Raw genomic sequence first — 17128 nt, 5'->3', positions numbered from 1 at the left:
ACCGGAAATAACGGTCGGTTTAACCCAACGCAGTTGCTGAGAATCTCGCGGGTGAACGGCGTATGACGCGGTGAACCCTGTTACCTAAGAAGTACGCTGTATCGCAAAGCCATACAGTTAAGTTGAGAAGGTGAACAGACCCCATGTTGAATACGCTGATTGTTGGTGCCACAGGCTACGCCGGAGCTGAACTCGCTGCCTACCTGAACCGCCACCCACAGATGAACATAACCGCTTTAATGGTTTCAGCGCAAAGTGCAGATGCAGGAAAATTGCTTTCTGATTTGCACCCTCAGTTAAAAGGCATCCTTGATCTGCCTGTTTTGCCAATGAAAAACGTGGAAGACGCGGCGAAAGATATCGATGTGGTTTTTTTAGCCACTGCCCATGAAGTCAGTCACGATTTGGCGCCGCAATTTTTGGCCGCGGGCTGCGTGGTGTTTGACCTGTCCGGTGCATTCCGCGTCAACAAGCCTGATTTCTACTCCGAATTTTACAGCTTTGAACACCAGCACCTCGACTGGCTGGACAAGGCGGTGTACGGCCTTGCTGAATGGCAAGCCGACAAACTCAAAACCGCGCAACTCATCGCGGTCCCAGGCTGCTACCCAACGGCGTCTCAGCTGGCGTTAAAACCGCTGGTGGAAAATGGCCTGTTGAATGAAGACCAGTGGCCGGTGATTAATGCGACCAGCGGCGTGAGCGGCGCGGGGCGTAAAGCCTCTCTCGGCACCAGCTTCTGCGAAGTCAGCCTGCAACCTTACGGCCTGTTCAATCATCGTCACCACCCAGAAATTGTAGAGCATCTCGGCGTGCCGGTGATCTTTACCCCGCACCTGGGCAACTTCCCGCGCGGCATTCTGGCCACCATCACTTGCCGCCTGAAAGCGGGCGTGACGGCGCAGGACGTGGCGGAAGCCTTCCATAACGCTTACCACGACAAACCTCTGGTGCGTCTCTACACCAAGGGCGTTCCGGCGTTGAAAGACGTGGTGGGCCTGCCGTTCTGCGACATCGGTTTTGTGGTGAAAGGCGAGCACCTGATTGTGGTTGCGACAGAAGATAACCTGCTAAAAGGCGCGTCGGCGCAAGCAGTGCAATGTCTGAACCTGCGCTTTGGTTTCCCAGAAACCCAATCGCTGCTTTAATTTATCTTGGTCTAAAATCAAACATTTACTTAAATCGATTGAGGCGCGAACAGCTATGAATCCGTTAGTTATCAAATTAGGTGGTGTGTTGCTGGACAATGAAGAAGCGCTCGAGCGCCTGTTCATGGCGCTGGTGACTTATCGCCAGCAATATCAGCGCCCATTGGTGATCGTTCACGGCGGCGGTTATCTGGTCGATGAGTTGATGAAGAAACTCAACCTGCCCGTGGTGAAGAAGGCTGGCCTGCGCGTAACCCCTGCGGACCAAATCGACATCATCACCGGCGCATTGGCCGGTAGCGCCAACAAAACCCTGCTGGCGTGGGCGGTGAAAAACGACATCAACGCCGTTGGCCTGTCTTTGGCAGACGGCGGCTCGGTGGTGGTAACGCAACTGAGCGAAGAGCTTGGTAATGTCGGCAAAGCAGAAGTCGGCTCTCCGGCGCTGATTAACACCCTGACTGGCGCAGGCTACCTGCCGATTATCAGCTCCATTGGTATCACCGCCGATGGTGAACTGATGAATGTGAATGCTGACCAAGCCGCGACGGCGCTGGCAGCCACGCTGGGCGCAGATTTAATCCTGCTGTCAGATGTGAGCGGTATTCTCGACGGCAAAGGCCAGCGCATACCGGAAATGACCACGCAGAAAGCGGAACAGCTGATTGAGCAAGGCATCATTACTGACGGCATGATTGTCAAAGTTCACGCAGCGCTAGACGCCGCGCGCTCTCTTGGCCGCCCGGTGGATATCGCCAGCTGGCGTCACGCCGAGCAGCTTCCGGCACTGTTTAATGGCACGGCGATCGGTACGCGTATTCTGGCGTGATCTTCATGCTTAACCCATTGACTGAATTATTAAATCAATAAAATTTTTAAAGGAAATCATCATGGCAGCAACCAAAGGCATCAAGAAAATCGTTCTGGCTTACTCTGGCGGTCTGGACACCTCGGCAATCATTCCATGGCTGAAAGAAAACTACGGCGACTGTGAAGTGGTGGCTTTCGTTGCAGATATCGGTCAAGAGCGTGCTGACCTCGAAGGAATCGAGCAGAAAGCCCTGCGCACCGGTGCTTCTGAGTGCCACGTGGTTGACCTGCGTGAAGAGTTCATCAAAGACTACGTTTACCCAGTGCTGAAAAGCGGCGCGTTGTATGAAGGCAGCTACCTGCTCGGTACCTCAATGGCGCGTCCGTTGATTGCTAAAGCACAGGTTGAGCTGGCGTTGAAAGTGGGCGCTGATGCACTGTGCCATGGCGCGACAGGTAAAGGTAACGACCAGGTGCGTTTCGAAACCACCTACACCGCGTTGGCTCCACAGCTGAAAGTGGTCGCTCCTTGGCGTGAGTGGGACCTGCGTTCTCGCGAAGCCCTGCTGGATTACCTGAAAGAGCGTAATATCCCGACCACCGCGTCGCTGGAAAAAATCTACAGCCGTGACGAAAACGCGTGGCACATCTCTACCGAAGGCGGCGTGCTGGAAAGCCCATGGAATGCAGCAAACAAAGATTGCTGGGCATGGACAGTCGCGCCAGAAGACGCGCCGGACGAAGCTGAGTTGGTCACCGTTAAAGTTGAGAAGGGTGCAGTGGTGGCGGTTAACGGCGTAGAGCTGACACCATTCCAGTGCCTCGAAGCGCTGAACGTGCTGGGCGTGAAACACGGCGTTGGCCGTATCGATATCGTTGAAAACCGTCTGGTGGGCATTAAATCCCGTGGTTGCTACGAAACGCCGGGAGGCACCATTATGATGGCTGCGCTGCGTGGCGTTGAGCAGCTGGTTCTGGACCGTGACAGCTTCAAATGGCGTGAGCAGCTAGGCCATGAAATGTCTTACGTGGTTTATGATGGTCGTTGGTTCGCTCCGCTGCGTGAATCTATCCAAGCCGCCGCTGACGCGCTGGCAGAAGATGTGAATGGCGAAGTGGTGGTGAAGCTGTACAAAGGCACCGCGACGGCTATCCAGAAGAGTTCTCCGAACAGCATGTACTCTGAAGAGTTCGCTACTTTCGGTGAAGATGAAGTGTATGATCACAGCCACGCGGGCGGCTTTATCCGTCTGTTCTCGTTGTCATCCAGAATTCGTGCGCTGAACTCAAAGAAGCAGTAATTCGCGCGTAGAAAATATTTTAAGGGCGCACAGGCTGCGCCCTTTTGCATACATCAAGGAGTACAGGTTATGGCACTTTGGGGCGGGCGTTTCACTCAGGCGGCAGACCAGCGTTTTAAAGAATTAAATGATTCCCTGCGTTTTGATTACCGTCTTGCCGAGCAGGATATTATTGGCTCGGTGGCGTGGTCGAAGGCGTTGGTGACGGTTAACGTGCTGACCGCCGAAGAGCAAATTCAGCTGGAAGAGGCTTTGGGCGTGCTGCTGGAAGAAGTTCGTGCTAACCCGCGCGCTATCTTAGCCAGCGACGCAGAAGACATTCACAGCTGGGTGGAAGGCAAGCTTATCGACAAAGTCGGTAACCTCGGTAAGAAGTTGCACACCGGCCGCAGCCGTAATGATCAGGTCGCCACTGACTTGAAACTATGGTGCAAAGAGCAGGTGCTGAGCCTGCAAGAGGCCGTGCGCCACTTGCAGCAGGCGCTGGTCGCCACTGCGCAAGCGAATCAGGACGCGGTCATGCCGGGCTACACCCACTTACAGCGCGCCCAGCCGGTAACTTTCGCACACTGGTGTCTGGCCTATGTCGAGATGCTGGCGCGTGATGAAAGCCGCCTGCAAGATACTCTGAAACGTCTGGACGTCAGCCCGTTGGGCAGTGGCGCACTGGCGGGCACTGCGTACCCAATGGACCGCGAGCAGCTGGCCGGTTGGTTAGGATTTGCCTCTGCCACCCGAAACAGCCTGGATAGCGTTTCCGACCGCGACCATGTGATGGAGCTGCTGTCGAACGCCTCTATCAGCATGATCCACCTGTCGCGCTTCGCCGAAGACCTGATTTTCTTCAACAGCGGAGAAGCGTCGTTTGTAGATCTGTCCGACCGCGTGACCTCTGGCTCATCCCTGATGCCACAAAAGAAAAACCCGGACGCGCTGGAGCTTATCCGTGGCAAGTGTGGCCGCGTGCAGGGCGCACTGACGGGCATCATGATGACCATGAAGGGCCTGCCGCTGGCGTACAACAAAGACATGCAGGAAGACAAAGAAGGTTTGTTCGACGCGCTCGATACCTGGATGGACTGCCTGCAAATGGCGGCGCTGGTGCTGGACGGTATTCAGGTCAAACGCCCGCGTTGTAAAGAAGCGGCGCAGCAGGGCTACGCGAACTCCACCGAGCTGGCGGATTATCTGGTCGCCAAAGGCGTGCCATTCCGCGAAGCTCACCATATTGTTGGTGAAGCCGTGGTGGAAGCCATTGCTCAGGGCAAAGCGCTGGAAGCTCTGCCATTGGCCGATTTGCAAAAATTCAGCAGCGTGATTGGCGATGACGTCTACCCAATCCTTGAACTGCAATCTTGCCTCGACAAGCGCGCAGCCAAGGGCGGCGTGTCACCACAGCAGGTTGCTCAGGCGATCAGCGATGCTAAAAGTCGCTTAGGGGAGTAATAGCTCACCGCGTTAGACCAGAAGGCTCCTGTTCAGGGGCCTTTTCTTTAGGTGAAAAACGGCAAAAAAAAAGGCGGACATAAAGTCCGCCGAATGTTCACGTAGTCTCTCACTCGCCATCAGCTTACTTGCCTTGCAGCAATACCCTGATTTTGAGCTTCTTTCGTTTTACTTATCTTAATTCTCTTACAATCTTTACGCGTCGTCTTATTGTGCCAATTCGCACACGTCTGCTTCGCTGTTCAGATAGACATCCAGATCGTCGCTTCCCCCGATGTGGCGACCACCAATAAAGACTTGTGGCACAGTTGCACGGCCTGTTACAGCGCGCAGGCTGACCGTAGTCGCGTCTTTACCTAATACAATTTCTTCATACTGAATGCCGCGCTCTTGCAGCATTTGTTTCGCTTTAGAACAGAAAGGGCAGCCCGGCTTGGTGAACACGGAAACTGATTCCTGCACTTTATAATCCGGCGCCAGATACTTCAGCATGGTATCGGCATCAGACACTTCAAACGGGTCGCCCGGCTTGTTTGGCTCAATGAACATCTTCTCGACCACGCCGTTACGCACCAGCATGGAGTAACGCCAAGAGCGCGGGCCGAAGCCTAAATCAGCTTTTTCAACCAGCATGTTCATGCCTTTGGTGAATTCGCCGTTGCCGTCAGGAATGAAGGTGATGTTGGCGGCGCTTTGCTCAGCCTTCCACGCATTCATGACGAAAGTATCGTTGACGGAGACACACAGAATGCTGTCTACGCCGTGGCTCTTAAACACGCCTGCCAGCTCGTTGTAGCGCGGCAAGTGGCTCGAAGAGCATGTCGGGGTAAAGGCACCCGGCAGCGAAAATACAATGACCGTTTTATTTTTAAACAGTTGATCGGTGCTGAGATCCAGCCATTGGTCTCCTTGACGAGTGTGGAAAGTAACTTGTGGAACTTGTTTCCCTTCGTGGCTTGTAAACATCAGTAACCTCTTAATTTATAAAATATAAAACTTGCGCTCTGTCAGTATCGTTTCGATGTGTGCCATTATTAACGATTGTTGTTGATAGTTATAATCGTTGATTGCTATCTTATCTATCGCCGCGAGCTATCGTCTCGACCTGTTATGGCAATGGAGGAAAAATGAATATTCGTGATTTGGAGTATCTGGTGGCTTTGGCGGAGTTCCGTCATTTTCGACGCGCTGCGGATTCTTGTCATGTGAGCCAGCCGACCTTAAGCGGGCAGATCCGCAAGCTGGAAGATGAGCTGGGCGTGATGCTGCTCGAGAGAACCAGCCGCAAAGTGCTGTTCACCCAGGCGGGTTTATTGCTGGTGGATCAAGCCAGAACCGTGCTGCGCGAAGTGAAAGTGCTGAAAGAGATGGCCAGCCAGCAAGGCGAGGCGATGTCCGGGCCGCTGCACATCGGGCTTATCCCGACCGTTGGGCCTTACCTGCTGCCGCAAATCATTCCTACGTTGCACAAAACCTTTCCAAAGCTGGAAATGTACTTACACGAAGCCCAGACCCAGCAACTGCTGGCGCAGCTCGACAGCGGCAAGCTTGATTGCGCGATTTTAGCCTTGGTCAAAGAGAGCGAAGCCTTTATCGAAGTGCCGCTGTTTGATGAGCCGATGAAGCTGGCGATTTATGACGAGCACCCGTGGGCCTCGCGCGATCGCGTTGCCATGGCTGATTTAGCCGGAGAAAAGCTGCTGATGCTGGAAGATGGTCACTGTTTGCGTGATCAAGCGATGGGCTTCTGTTTCCAGGCCGGGGCGGATGAAGACACGCATTTCCGCGCGACGAGCCTTGAAACCCTGCGCAACATGGTCGCGGCAGGCAGTGGTATTACGCTGTTACCGTCATTGTCCGTGCCAAAAGAGCGCAGCCGCGATGGCGTGACTTATCTGGTGTGTGACAAGCCGGAACCGAGACGCACCATTGCTCTGGTATATCGTCCCGGCTCCCCGCTGCGTGGCCGCTATGAGCAGCTTGCGGAAGCCATCAAGGTTCACATGCAAGCTCATATGGATAACGCTGCGTTAAAACAGGCGGTTTAATCCATTCAGGGCGGCAACGCGATACGCTTCCGCCATGGTTGGATAGTTGAAGGTAGTATTAACGAAATACTCGATAGTATTGCCTTCGCCTTTCTGTTCCATGATCGCCTGCCCGATGTGGATAATCTCCGCTGCACGCTCGCCAAAGCAATGAATACCAAGGATTTCTTTGGTATCACGATGGAATAGCAGCTTCAGACTCCCCACGTTCATCCCGGCGATTTGCGCCCGTGCCAGATGTTTAAACTGCGCGCGGCCCACTTCGTACGGTACCTTCATGGCGGTCAGATCTTGTTCGGTTTTACCGACAGAACTGATTTCCGGAATGGTGTAAATCCCGGTCGGAATGTTTTCAATCAGGTGAACTTTGGCTTCGCCCTGAATCATCGCCTGCGCGGCAATGCGGCCCTGATCGTAAGCTGCCGACGCCAGGCTCGGGTAGCCAATGACATCACCCACGGCATAGATATGCGACAGCGCGGTTTGATACATGCTGTTCACTTTCAACAAGCCACGGCTATCAGCCACTAAGCCAATGTTTTCTAAGCCCAGTTGGTCGGTGTTACCTGTACGTCCATTGGCGTAAAGCAGGGCATCTGCTTTGACCTTCTTGCCGGATTTCAGGTGCATGATCACGCCATCTTCAACGCCTTCAATCTTCTCAAACTCTTCGTTGTGACGAATCACCACGCCGTTGTTCCAGAAATGGTAGGAGAGGGCGTCAGACATCTCTTGGTCGAGGAATGACAGCAGGCGGTCACGGGTGTTTATCAAGTCGACTTTGACATTCAAACCACGGAAAATCGACGCGTATTCGCAACCGATCACCCCGGCGCCATAGATGATGACGTGGCGCGGCTCGTGGCTCAGTTCAAGGATTAAGTCGCTGTCGTAGATGCGTGGGTGGCTAAAGTCGACGCCGTGCGGGCGGTAAGGGCGCGAGCCGCAGGCGATGACGATATTGTCGGCGGTAAGCTCTTCATGGGTGCCATCGGCGTAGCGCACGCTGACAGTGTGTTCATCCACGAAGCTGGCGTCACCGGCGAAAAGCTGGCACTGGTTGCGCTCATAAAAACCCTGACGCATGCGAGTTTGCTGATTAATCACTGAGTCAGCGTGGCGCAGGATGTCGGGGAAGCTTGAACTCAAGGTGCGGGAATTGTCGCTATACAGCGGATTTTGGTTGAATTCGATAATTCTGCTGACGGCGTGGCGCAGGGCTTTCGAAGGGATGGTTCCCCAGTGAGTACAGCCGCCACCGACGTTATTATAGCGTTCGATGACCGCAACTCTGGCCCCTTGTTTAACCAGTCCCATAGCGGCGCCTTCTCCGCCAGGGCCTGAGCCGATGATAATGGCATCAAAATGAGATTGCTGTTGCATGGTTCGAAACCTATTTTTTATACAAAATAACAACGAGAAAGTAACATATTAGTCCTGTTTTCCCTACAAGCAGTTGTCAATTCGTGGGAAAACCGCAACATTCAGACCCACTTTATCCTCTCTTTTCTATACCTCGGCGGGTTAAAAAATTTGGTATAGTGAAATCATAACGAGTCATTTTATTAACACCTTTAATAAGAAGAAAACACTGCGGATGAAGGTTATGGGCGTAAGAGCACAACAAAAAGAGCGCACGCGCCGCTCACTGATTGAGGCGGCATTTAGCCAGCTCAGTGCTGAACGCAGCTTTGCCAGTTTAAGTCTGCGTGAAGTTTCCCGCGAGGCTGGGATCGCACCCACCTCTTTTTACCGCCATTTCCGCGATGTTGATGAACTCGGCCTGACCATGGTAGACGAGAGTGGGTTAATGCTTCGTCAACTGATGCGTCAAGCGCGTCAGCGCATTGCCAAAGGTGGCAGCGTGATTCGCACCTCCGTATCGACTTTTATGGAGTTCATTGGCAATAATCCTAACGCCTTTCGCTTACTGCTGCGCGAACGCTCCGGGACCTCTGCTGCCTTTCGTGCCGCCGTCGCTCGTGAAATTCAGCACTTTATTGCAGAACTGGCAGATTATTTACAACTCGAAAACCACATGCCGCGTAGCTTTACTGAAGCGCAGGCAGAAGCCATGGTGATCATCGTCTTTAATGCCGGTGCCGAAGCGCTGGATGTTGATATAGCCCAGCGTCGCCAGCTCGAAGAGAGACTGGTGCTGCAGCTACGTATGATTTCTAAAGGTGCATATTACTGGTATCGCCGTCAGCAGGAGCGCACGGCGGTGTCTCCAACTAATAAGTCCAGAGGTACTGAAGATGACCGAACAACCGAACCAGGATAATGGCACTTTGCTCCTGGCTCTGATTGCCGGACTGTCGATCAACGGCACGTTCGACGCGTTTTTTAGCTCCGTAGTAACCTTCTCCGTTTTTCCCGTGATAGCACTTTGCCTTGCGGTCTATTGCCTGCATCTGCGCTATCACCACAAAGAAATGGCCAAGGGATTACCGACCTTAGCGGCCGCCAGCTTCCTGCTCGGTTTCCTGCTTTACAGCACTATCGTGCGCGCGGAGTACCCGCAGCTGGGTTCCAACTTCCTGCCGTCGCTGATTAGCGTGGTGCTGGTGTTCTGGATTGGTATCAAGCTGAAGAAGCGCAAAGCAGACAACCTCTAATTTTGCCACTGCGGCTTACCCTAGTGAGCACATCAAGGCAGCCAGCTGGCTGCCTTTGTTTTATCTGCCATCCTCACCCGTTATCCCTGATGTCGCAGATCCATTCCCTGATTATTTATGAAACAACAGTTCATTAATATCAAACTACTGTTTAGTAATTAGATGTTGATCGGCTAAACCTTTCTATAATTGCCACATGTTAGAGATGAGTGGCAAAAACAGAAAGGTCTTCGGCCTCCCCCATCGCTAATTTGAATCATGGCAGAGCGGACCCGCGTCCATTTGGATTCTGCCTACGTTTGGCAGTGATTCAATAAGGGGCTGACGGCGATGAAAACACGAAAAATCGGACTACTAAATTACCTTGCTTACGGCTCGGGGGATTTTCTTGGCGCAGGGACGACGGCCTTAACCGCCGCGTGGCTACTCTATTTCTACACCACCTTCTGCGGGCTGACCCCGATTGAAGCAACCTTTATCTTTGCGACCGCCCGCGTGGCGGACGCCGTACTCAGCCCGCTGATGGGCTATCTGACGGATAACTTTGGCGGCACCTGGCTCGGCAAACGCTTTGGGCGGCGCAAGTTCTTCATTCTTCTCGGCATCCCCTGTGTGTTTAGCTACAGCCTGATGTGGGTTGGCGAGATGAACTACGTCTACTATCTGCTAACGTATCTGCTGTTCGACATCGTTTACACCATGATCCTTGTTCCTTATGAGACGCTGGTGCCGGAGATGACCGATGATTTCAAACAGAAAACCAAGTTTTCCGGGGCGCGTATCGCACTCGCACAGCTGTCGGCCATTTTGGCCGCCTTCCTGCCGGGGATCTTGTTGCAACAGCTGGGTAAAGATAATCCCCTCTCTTTCTTCTACTCGAGCTTGGTCTTCTCGGTGATCTGCGCGCTGGTGCTCACGCTGGTCTATTTCTTCACTTGGGAACGGCCGGCGGAGCTCAAGTCGGAAGCCATGTTAAAAATAGAACGCGAGCGCCAACAGCTGACGCTGGGTCAGAGCCTTAAGCGATTGAAAGTTGAGCTCTCTTCAACGCTGCGTATTAAGATTTTCCGCCAGCATCTCGGCCTGTACCTTGGCGGCTATATCGCGCAGGACGTATTCAACGCGGTATTTACTTATTATGTGGTGTTTGTGCTGATGCAAACCGCCACTGTCGCCTCGAACCTGATGGGCGTGATGGCTATTCTGCAATTCGTCGCCGTGATTGCGATGATCCCATTGTGTATTCGCTTCGGGCCCGCGCCCTCTTATCGGCTGGCCGTGACCCTTTTTGCGCTGGCGGTGATCTCCTACGGTTTCCTCTATTTCAGCCACATGAGTGATTCGATGTCGCTGTTACTGTTGATCTCCGCATTGGCCGGGCTGGGGCGAGGGGGGATCAACTACGTGCCGTGGAATATCTACACCTATATTGCCGATGTTGATGAAACCATTACCGGCCAGAGGCGCGAGGGGATTTTTGCCGGCGTCATGACCCTAACGCGCAAGGCTTCGCAAGCTGGCGCGGTGATGTTAGTCGGCATCATTTTGCAACTGTCGGGTTTTGTCTCGGGCAAGAGCGAGCAGTTGCCATCGGTGGGGCATACCATCCTCGGCGTCTTGGTTGTGGGGTCGCTGGTGATGCTGACGATGGGCTTTATTATTTCGCTCTACTTCCGCCTCAATTTACAGACTCACCGCGTGCTGGTGCAGGAAACGCAAAAAATGCGTATCGCCAATCGCCCCGTCCCTGAGCAGATCACCACTGAAGACCGCGCCACCGTGGAACTCCTCACCGGCCTGCAATATGAGTCCTTGTGGGGTAATAACAATATTGGTTATTTGCATCGCAATAACCCGCCGCCGCAAAAAGCGACCTCTGAGGTTATGTCCGATTTACCCATTCAGCAGCAGGGTCAGCGCCCTTAAATAATGGAGAGCATCATGAAGGTTTTTGACGTTAAGCACAGCGCGCTGCTGAGGCAGCCTGAGTATTTTATCTCGCGAAACGAGCTACAGTCGCTGATTCATAAAGTGACTCATAATCTGGTGAATATTAAAGATGAAACCGGCGAGTTCCTGCTGCGTCTGGACGATGGCCGGGTTATTGATACCAAAGGCTGGGCGGGGTGGGAATGGACCCATGGCATCGGCCTATACGGTATTTATCAATATTATCAACAGACTGGCGATGACCAGATGCGGGCAATCATTGACGACTGGTTTACAGCAAGGCTGGCCGAAGGCACGCCAACCAAAAATGTTAACACCGTCTGCCCGTTCCTGACGCTGGCCTACCGTTATGAAGAAACCCGCAATCCGGCTTGGAAACCCTATCTTGAGCGCTGGGCGGAGTGGGTGATGCATGAGATGCCGCGCACCGAAAAATGCGGTATTCAGCACATCGTTTATAACAATGAAAATAGCCAGCAGATGTGGGATGACACGCTGATGATGAGCGTGATGCCCCTGGCGAAGATCGGCAAACTGCTCGGTAGACCGGAGTTTATCGAAGAGGCGACCTATCAGTTCCTGCTGCATATTCAGTACCTGATGGATCGCCAAACCGGCCTTTGGTTCCACGGCTGGACCTTTGACGGCCAGCATAATTTTGCTCAGGCTCGCTGGGCGCGAGGAAACAGTTGGATAACCGTCGCTATTCCTGAGTTTATCGAGCTGCTCGACTTACCGGAGGGCAACGCGACGCGCCGTTATTTACTGCAAGTTTTAGAGAGTCAGATTGCCGCGCTGGCGGCCTGTCAGGACGAAAGTGGTTTGTGGCATACGCTGTTGGATGATCCGAATTCTTATCTGGAAAGTTCAGCAGCGGCGGGATTTGCCTACGGGATCCTGAAGGCCGTTCGCAAACGTTATATAGATTCAAGCTACGCGCCGATTGCCGAGAAAGCCGTGCGCGGCGTGATCAAGCAGATCAATCCGGCAGGTGAGTTGACGGGCGTTTCATTTGGCACCGCCATGGGCAGCGATCTGGATTACTACCGGCAAATCCCTATCACTTCCATGCCTTACGGGCAGGCGATGGCCGTGTTATGCCTGTCGGAATATCTGCGGGTCTATTTGTAGCGAAAAATAGCTGACGGAAGCTTCAGCTGTAAAAAAGGCGGGCTCACTCAGTGGCCCGCCTTATTGTTTTAGACTCTTTCTACCGGCGTTTTTCCAGCAGCACGCCGCATTCCATATGGTGGGTATAAGGGAATTGGTCGAACAGCGCCAGCTTGGTCAGGCTGTGGGTCTGGCTCAGCGTCTCGAGGTTGGCGCACAGCGTGTCCGGGTTGCAGGAGATATAGAGGATACGGTCGTAGCCTTGCACCATCTTCACGGTGTCATCGTCCAGCCCGCTGCGCGGTGGATCGACAAAAATGGTGTTGCAGTCATAACCGGACAAATCCACATCTTTTAAACGATGGAATTCGCGCACGCCGTTCATCGCTTGGGTGAAGTCTTCGGCCGCCATGCGGATAATCTGCACGTTATCAATCTGATTCGCTTCGATATTATATTGCGCCGCCGCCACGGACGGCTTGGCAATCTCAGTCGCCAGGACGCGGTTGAAGTTCCTTGCCAGCGCCAGCGAGAAGTTGCCGTTGCCGCAATAAAGCTCCAGCAGGTCGCCGGTCGAGCCTTCAGTAATGCCCAGCGCCCATTCGAGCATCTTGATGTTCATCTCGGCGTTTGGCTGGGTAAAGCTGTTCTCCACCTGACGATAAATCATGTCGCGGCCCGCCACTGGCAGCACTTCATCGACATAATCTTCGTCGAGCATGATTTTAGTTTTTGCCGCGCGGCCAATCAGCTGAATATCAAAGCCGTCCTGACGCAGTTTGTCGCGCAGCACCGTCGCGGCCGCCGTCCACTCATCATCCAGCTTGCGGTGGTAGAGCAGTGAAGTGATCAACTTGCCGCTGCGCGTGGACAAGTAATCAATCTGGAAGATTTTGCGGCGCAATACCGGCTCTTCTTTAATAGCGGCAATCAGCACCGGCATCAGACGGTTAATCAGCTCGCTGGCGGCGGGGAACTGATCGACGCGCACGCGAGCCTTGGTCTGCTGATCAAACATAATGTGGTAGAGGTCGCCCTCGTCATGCCAGACGCGAAACTCGGCGCGCATGCGATAGTGGCTGACCGGAGAGCGGAAAACCTCAGGAGCCGGCGCCTGAAAAGGCGTCATCATCGCCGTGAGACGTGCGGTCTTTTCCGCCAGTTGGTCGTCGTATTGTTCAATGGGCAGGTTTTCAGGCGTCATGATTTATCTCGTCAACTGCGGGTAAATGGGCGAACTTAGCGGGGGATTGTAGGGAATGCTCCCGCGAAGTCCAGTTTTCCGCTTATTCATGGGCGTTATTACCATGCTTCTCACGCAACCTATTTGATTAAAATTTAATGGCCCTTACGGATGTCTGGATTTCCAAAAGGGTTGATCGTAGGATGCAATTCGGCCTCGATAATAGAGTTAAAAGGGAATCCGGTGTGAATCCGGAACTGGCGCGCAGCGGTATGGGGAAGTCAAGGCGATAGCAGCTTGAGCTGTTACCGACACTGTCTGGTTCTTCTTTCTTTATATAGAGAACTTTTTATAGAGAATGTAAGAGAGATGGGAAGTCATCGCCCGGTGGCGGCATATTATTTTTTTCTTTAATTAGCCAATAAATCCTAAGTCCGAAAACCTGCCGATATTCCGTCGCATTTTCACCCTCGTCGCGAGAACGTGGGTGTTTTTCTGCGGCATCCGCCAATTAAGTTTGGATGCTCAATTCATGACAATTAAAAAGCACGCGCTGCTGACGGTATTATCCGTCACGGCTTTTTCAGGGTGGGCGCAGGACAATACCTCTTCTGATAACAACGACAATCTCGTTGTGACCGCCAACCGTTTTCCACAGCCCGTCTCTTCCGTATTAGCCCCAACCGATGTGGTGACCCGCGAGGATATTGATCGCTGGCAGTCTAAATCCGTGGTGGATGTATTACGCCGCCTGCCGGGCGTGGATATTGCGCAAAATGGCGGCATGGGCCAACTGAGTTCTTTATTTGTGCGCGGCACCAACTCCAGCCACACATTAGTCTTAATTGACGGTGTGCGTTTAAATCAGGCGGGTATTTCGGGCTCAACTGACCTTAGCCAGATCCCTATCGCGTTGGTACAGCGGATTGAATTTATCCGTGGGCCGCGCTCGGCGGTTTACGGCTCCGACGCCATTGGTGGCGTGGTCAACATTATTACCACCCGCGACAAGGATGGGACGACCCTCGGGGCGGGTATCGGCTCGAATGGGTATCAAAATTACAATGGCTCTACCCAGCAGAAGCTGGGCGAAAACACCACGGTCACCGCCGCGGGCGATTATACCTATACGCGTGGCATTGATGTTGTCGCTGACGGCAATAATGGCGGCGTTCCTCAGCCTGACCGCGATGGCTTCATGAGTAAGACGCTCTATCTGGCGCTGCAACACCAATTCACCGAAGAAGTCGGGGGTTTTGCTCGGGCTTATGGCTATGACAATCGCACGGCCTATGATGGTTATTACACCCCTGACAGTCCGTTAATCGATACCCGTCAGCTCTACAGCCGCACCTATGATACGGGCCTGCGCTATGAAGATGGGATTTACGCCACTCAGCTGATTGGCAGTTATAGCCACGTGAAAGACTATAACTATGATCCGAGATACGGGCAGTATGACTCTTCCGCTTCATTAGATGACTCAGACCAGTACAACCTGCAATGGGGCAACACCCTCCAAGTGTGGAAAGGGCAGGTAAGTGCAGGTTTGGATTGGCAGCGACTCACCACCGAGCCGGGCACCAGCTATCTTAATGATGGCTATAGCCAGCGTAATACCGGCGTTTATCTGACAACACAGCAGAAAATTAGCGACTTCACCCTTGAGGGCGCGGTGCGCAGTGATGATAACTCGCAGTTTGGCCAGCACACGACGTGGCAGAGCAGCGCCGCGTGGGAGTTTATCGACGGATATCGCCTGATAACTTCCTATGGAACGGCGTTTAAAGCCCCCAACCTGAGCCAGCTCTATAGCGGTTTTTATGGCGACCCAAATCTGAAACCTGAAGAAAGCAAGCAGTGGGAAGCCGGGCTGGAAGGTTTGACGGGGCCTCTGGATTGGCGTTTATCCGCTTATCGTAACGATATCGATCAGTTAATCGATTTCAACAGTCAGGGGACTTATTACAATATTAATAAGGCCACGATTAAAGGCGTGGAGTGGACAGGTAATTTCGATACCGGCCCATTACATCACGCCATCACCTTGGAATATCTGGATCCACGCAATTCAGAAACTAACACAATATTGGTACGCCGAGCCAAACAACAGGCGAAATACCAGATTGACTGGAATGTGGCGCAGATCGATTGGTCGATTAACTACCAATACTTGGGACAGCGTTACGACACGGACTTTGGCTCATATCCTTACCAGACGGTTAAACTCGGCGGCGTCAGTTTATGGGATCTCGCCGCGTCATATCCTGTCACCTCACATTTAACCGTTCGTGGTAGAATTGCCAACTTGTTTGATAAAGATTACGAGACGGTTTATGGCTACGAAACACCAGGACGTGAATACTTCCTCTCTGGAAGCTATACCTTCTGATAGCTCGATAACGTCTGGCCGTCCGACGGCGCTGGTATTTGACTCCGGCGTCGGCGGATTGTCTGTTTATCATGAGGTCCGGCAGATGCTGCCGGACCTCCACTATATCTATGCTTTCGACAATGTGGCTTTCCCCTATGGCGAGAAGTCCGAAGAGTTTATTGTCGAGCGAGTGGTCGAGATAGTCAGCGCGGTCGCTAAGCGTCATCCCCTTTCTATTATTGTTATCGCCTGTAATACCGCGAGTACGGTTTCCCTTCCTGCGTTGCGCGCCAAATTCAACTGCCCGGTCGTGGGCGTGGTGCCTGCCATTAAACCGGCGGCCAAGTTAACGCGTAACGGCGTGGTGGGATTGCTGGCCACCCGGGCCACGGTGCAGCGTCCTTATACTCATGATCTCATCGAGCGCTTTGCCACGGATTGCCAGATTTTGATGCTGGGTTCGGCAGAGCTGGTGGAAATAGCCGAGGCGAAGCTGCACGGCGCGCCGGTTTCACTGCCCGCACTAAAGAAAATCCTCCAGCCATGGCTGCGTTTAAAAGAGCCGCCGGACACCGTGGTGCTTGGCTGTACTCATTTTCCGCTGCTCAGCGAGGAGTTGGCGCAGGTATTACCCGATGGAACACGCCTGATTGACTCGGGTTCCGCCATTGCCCGCCGCGCGCATTGGCTTATTGAGACTTCTCATCAAAAAATTCCTGCCAAAAAAGAGGGTGTGGAAATAGAAAGTCTGGCGTACTGCATGGCGATGAATGAAGAAGCCGAAATCCTGCTGCCTGTTTTGCAGACATATGGCTTCAGAAGTATCCAAGAATTGCCGCTTTAAACACCTTTTGGCGAAAGAATCAGCGGTCGATAAATTATTTGTATTTTAGGGGTTGCGGCCTTCTGAGAACTCCCTATAATGCGCCTCCACTGACCGGGAACAACGACTGAGAAGTCGCTCGGTGAGGAAGAAAAAAGAAGAATGTTCGAATGAATAATCTCTTGACTCTTCAGCGGGAAAACGTAATATACGCCTCCCGCGCCGCATAAGATTCTTATCGGAACAGCGGCATGCTCTTTAACAATTTATCAGACAATCTGTGTGGGCACTCACAAGACGATATCAGCCACCTCGGT

At 53.0% G+C, this 17128-nt stretch carries 14 protein-coding genes and 1 riboswitch; of the genes, 11 read left to right on the top strand and 3 right to left on the bottom strand.

Annotated elements, in window-relative coordinates:
• Positions 1-143: 143 nt before the first annotated feature.
• From argC to argH, 4 genes are all read left to right on the top strand, one after another.
• On the top strand, positions 144-1148 hold the full coding sequence (gene argC / locus ACT3RR_RS18650) for an N-acetyl-gamma-glutamyl-phosphate reductase (protein WP_034794648.1): 1005 nt from the start codon (positions 144-146) through the stop codon (positions 1146-1148).
• Between the two features lie 55 nt (positions 1149-1203).
• A complete protein-coding gene (gene argB, locus ACT3RR_RS18645) occupies positions 1204-1977 on the top strand; it encodes an acetylglutamate kinase (RefSeq protein WP_185688876.1) in 774 nt (257 codons plus the stop codon).
• Positions 1978-2038: 61 nt separating this feature from the next.
• Positions 2039-3259 carry an argininosuccinate synthase gene (locus ACT3RR_RS18640; RefSeq protein ID WP_353503861.1) on the top strand — a complete coding sequence of 407 codons (1221 nt, stop codon included), beginning with the start codon at positions 2039-2041 and terminating at the stop codon, positions 3257-3259.
• Between the two features lie 69 nt (positions 3260-3328).
• Positions 3329-4705, top strand: coding sequence for an argininosuccinate lyase (gene argH / locus ACT3RR_RS18635; RefSeq protein ID WP_353503862.1), 1377 nt, complete (start codon positions 3329-3331; stop codon positions 4703-4705).
• A gap of 207 nt (positions 4706-4912) precedes the next feature.
• On the opposite strand, the gene ACT3RR_RS18630 is transcribed toward argH, so the two are convergent.
• A complete protein-coding gene (locus tag ACT3RR_RS18630) occupies positions 4913-5671 on the bottom strand; it encodes a glutathione peroxidase (RefSeq protein WP_396132745.1) in 759 nt (252 codons plus the stop codon).
• A 161-nt stretch (positions 5672-5832) separates the two neighbouring features.
• Here ACT3RR_RS18630 and oxyR point away from each other — a divergent pair, with 161 nt between their 5' ends.
• Entirely contained in the window at positions 5833-6753 is a 921-nt protein-coding gene (gene oxyR, locus ACT3RR_RS18625; RefSeq protein ID WP_353503864.1) for a DNA-binding transcriptional regulator OxyR, read from the top strand.
• Here oxyR and sthA read toward each other — a convergent pair.
• The gene (gene sthA, locus ACT3RR_RS18620; RefSeq protein WP_034794659.1) at positions 6736-8136 is read right to left on the bottom strand and encodes a Si-specific NAD(P)(+) transhydrogenase; all 1401 of its coding nucleotides are present in this window, start codon (positions 8134-8136) and stop codon (positions 6736-6738) included. The two genes, oxyR and sthA, sit on opposite strands and share 18 nt — an antisense overlap.
• A gap of 223 nt (positions 8137-8359) precedes the next feature.
• On the opposite strand from sthA, the gene fabR reads away from it, so the two are divergent.
• The 4 genes from fabR to bglB all read left to right on the top strand — a co-directional run bounded on the left by fabR (position 8360) and on the right by bglB (position 12452).
• Entirely contained in the window at positions 8360-9037 is a 678-nt protein-coding gene (gene fabR, locus ACT3RR_RS18615; protein WP_353503865.1) for an HTH-type transcriptional repressor FabR, read from the top strand.
• The gene (locus ACT3RR_RS18610) at positions 9012-9371 is read left to right on the top strand and encodes a YijD family membrane protein (RefSeq protein WP_353503866.1); all 360 of its coding nucleotides are present in this window, start codon (positions 9012-9014) and stop codon (positions 9369-9371) included. The genes fabR and ACT3RR_RS18610 overlap by 26 nt, the downstream gene beginning before the upstream one ends.
• A gap of 330 nt (positions 9372-9701) precedes the next feature.
• A complete protein-coding gene (locus ACT3RR_RS18605) occupies positions 9702-11297 on the top strand; it encodes an MFS transporter (RefSeq protein ID WP_353503867.1) in 1596 nt (531 codons plus the stop codon).
• Between the two features lie 15 nt (positions 11298-11312).
• A complete protein-coding gene (bglB, locus tag ACT3RR_RS18600; protein ID WP_496200907.1) occupies positions 11313-12452 on the top strand; it encodes a beta-galactosidase BglB in 1140 nt (379 codons plus the stop codon).
• Positions 12453-12531: 79 nt separating this feature from the next.
• Here bglB and trmA read toward each other — a convergent pair whose 3' ends face one another.
• The gene (trmA, locus tag ACT3RR_RS18595) at positions 12532-13635 is read right to left on the bottom strand and encodes a tRNA (uridine(54)-C5)-methyltransferase TrmA (protein ID WP_496200906.1); all 1104 of its coding nucleotides are present in this window, start codon (positions 13633-13635) and stop codon (positions 12532-12534) included.
• A 173-nt stretch (positions 13636-13808) separates the two neighbouring features.
• Positions 13809-14079: riboswitch (cobalamin riboswitch) on the top strand.
• A 67-nt stretch (positions 14080-14146) separates the two neighbouring features.
• Between trmA and btuB the strand changes: the two genes are divergently transcribed.
• Positions 14147-16006: a TonB-dependent vitamin B12 receptor BtuB gene (btuB, locus tag ACT3RR_RS18590; RefSeq protein ID WP_496200905.1), complete on the top strand. Its 1860-nt coding sequence runs from the start codon at positions 14147-14149 to the stop codon at positions 16004-16006.
• On the top strand, positions 15951-16832 hold the full coding sequence (murI, locus tag ACT3RR_RS18585; protein ID WP_441656052.1) for a glutamate racemase: 882 nt from the start codon (positions 15951-15953) through the stop codon (positions 16830-16832). The genes btuB and murI overlap by 56 nt, the downstream gene beginning before the upstream one ends.
• The last annotated feature ends 296 nt before the right edge of the window (positions 16833-17128 follow it).

The sequence above is a fragment of the Ewingella sp. AOP8-B2-18 genome (assembly GCF_052376015.1).
Taxonomy (GTDB): Bacteria; Pseudomonadota; Gammaproteobacteria; order Enterobacterales; family Enterobacteriaceae; genus Ewingella; species Ewingella allii.
This window is presented reverse-complemented; position numbering and strand designations above follow the sequence as displayed.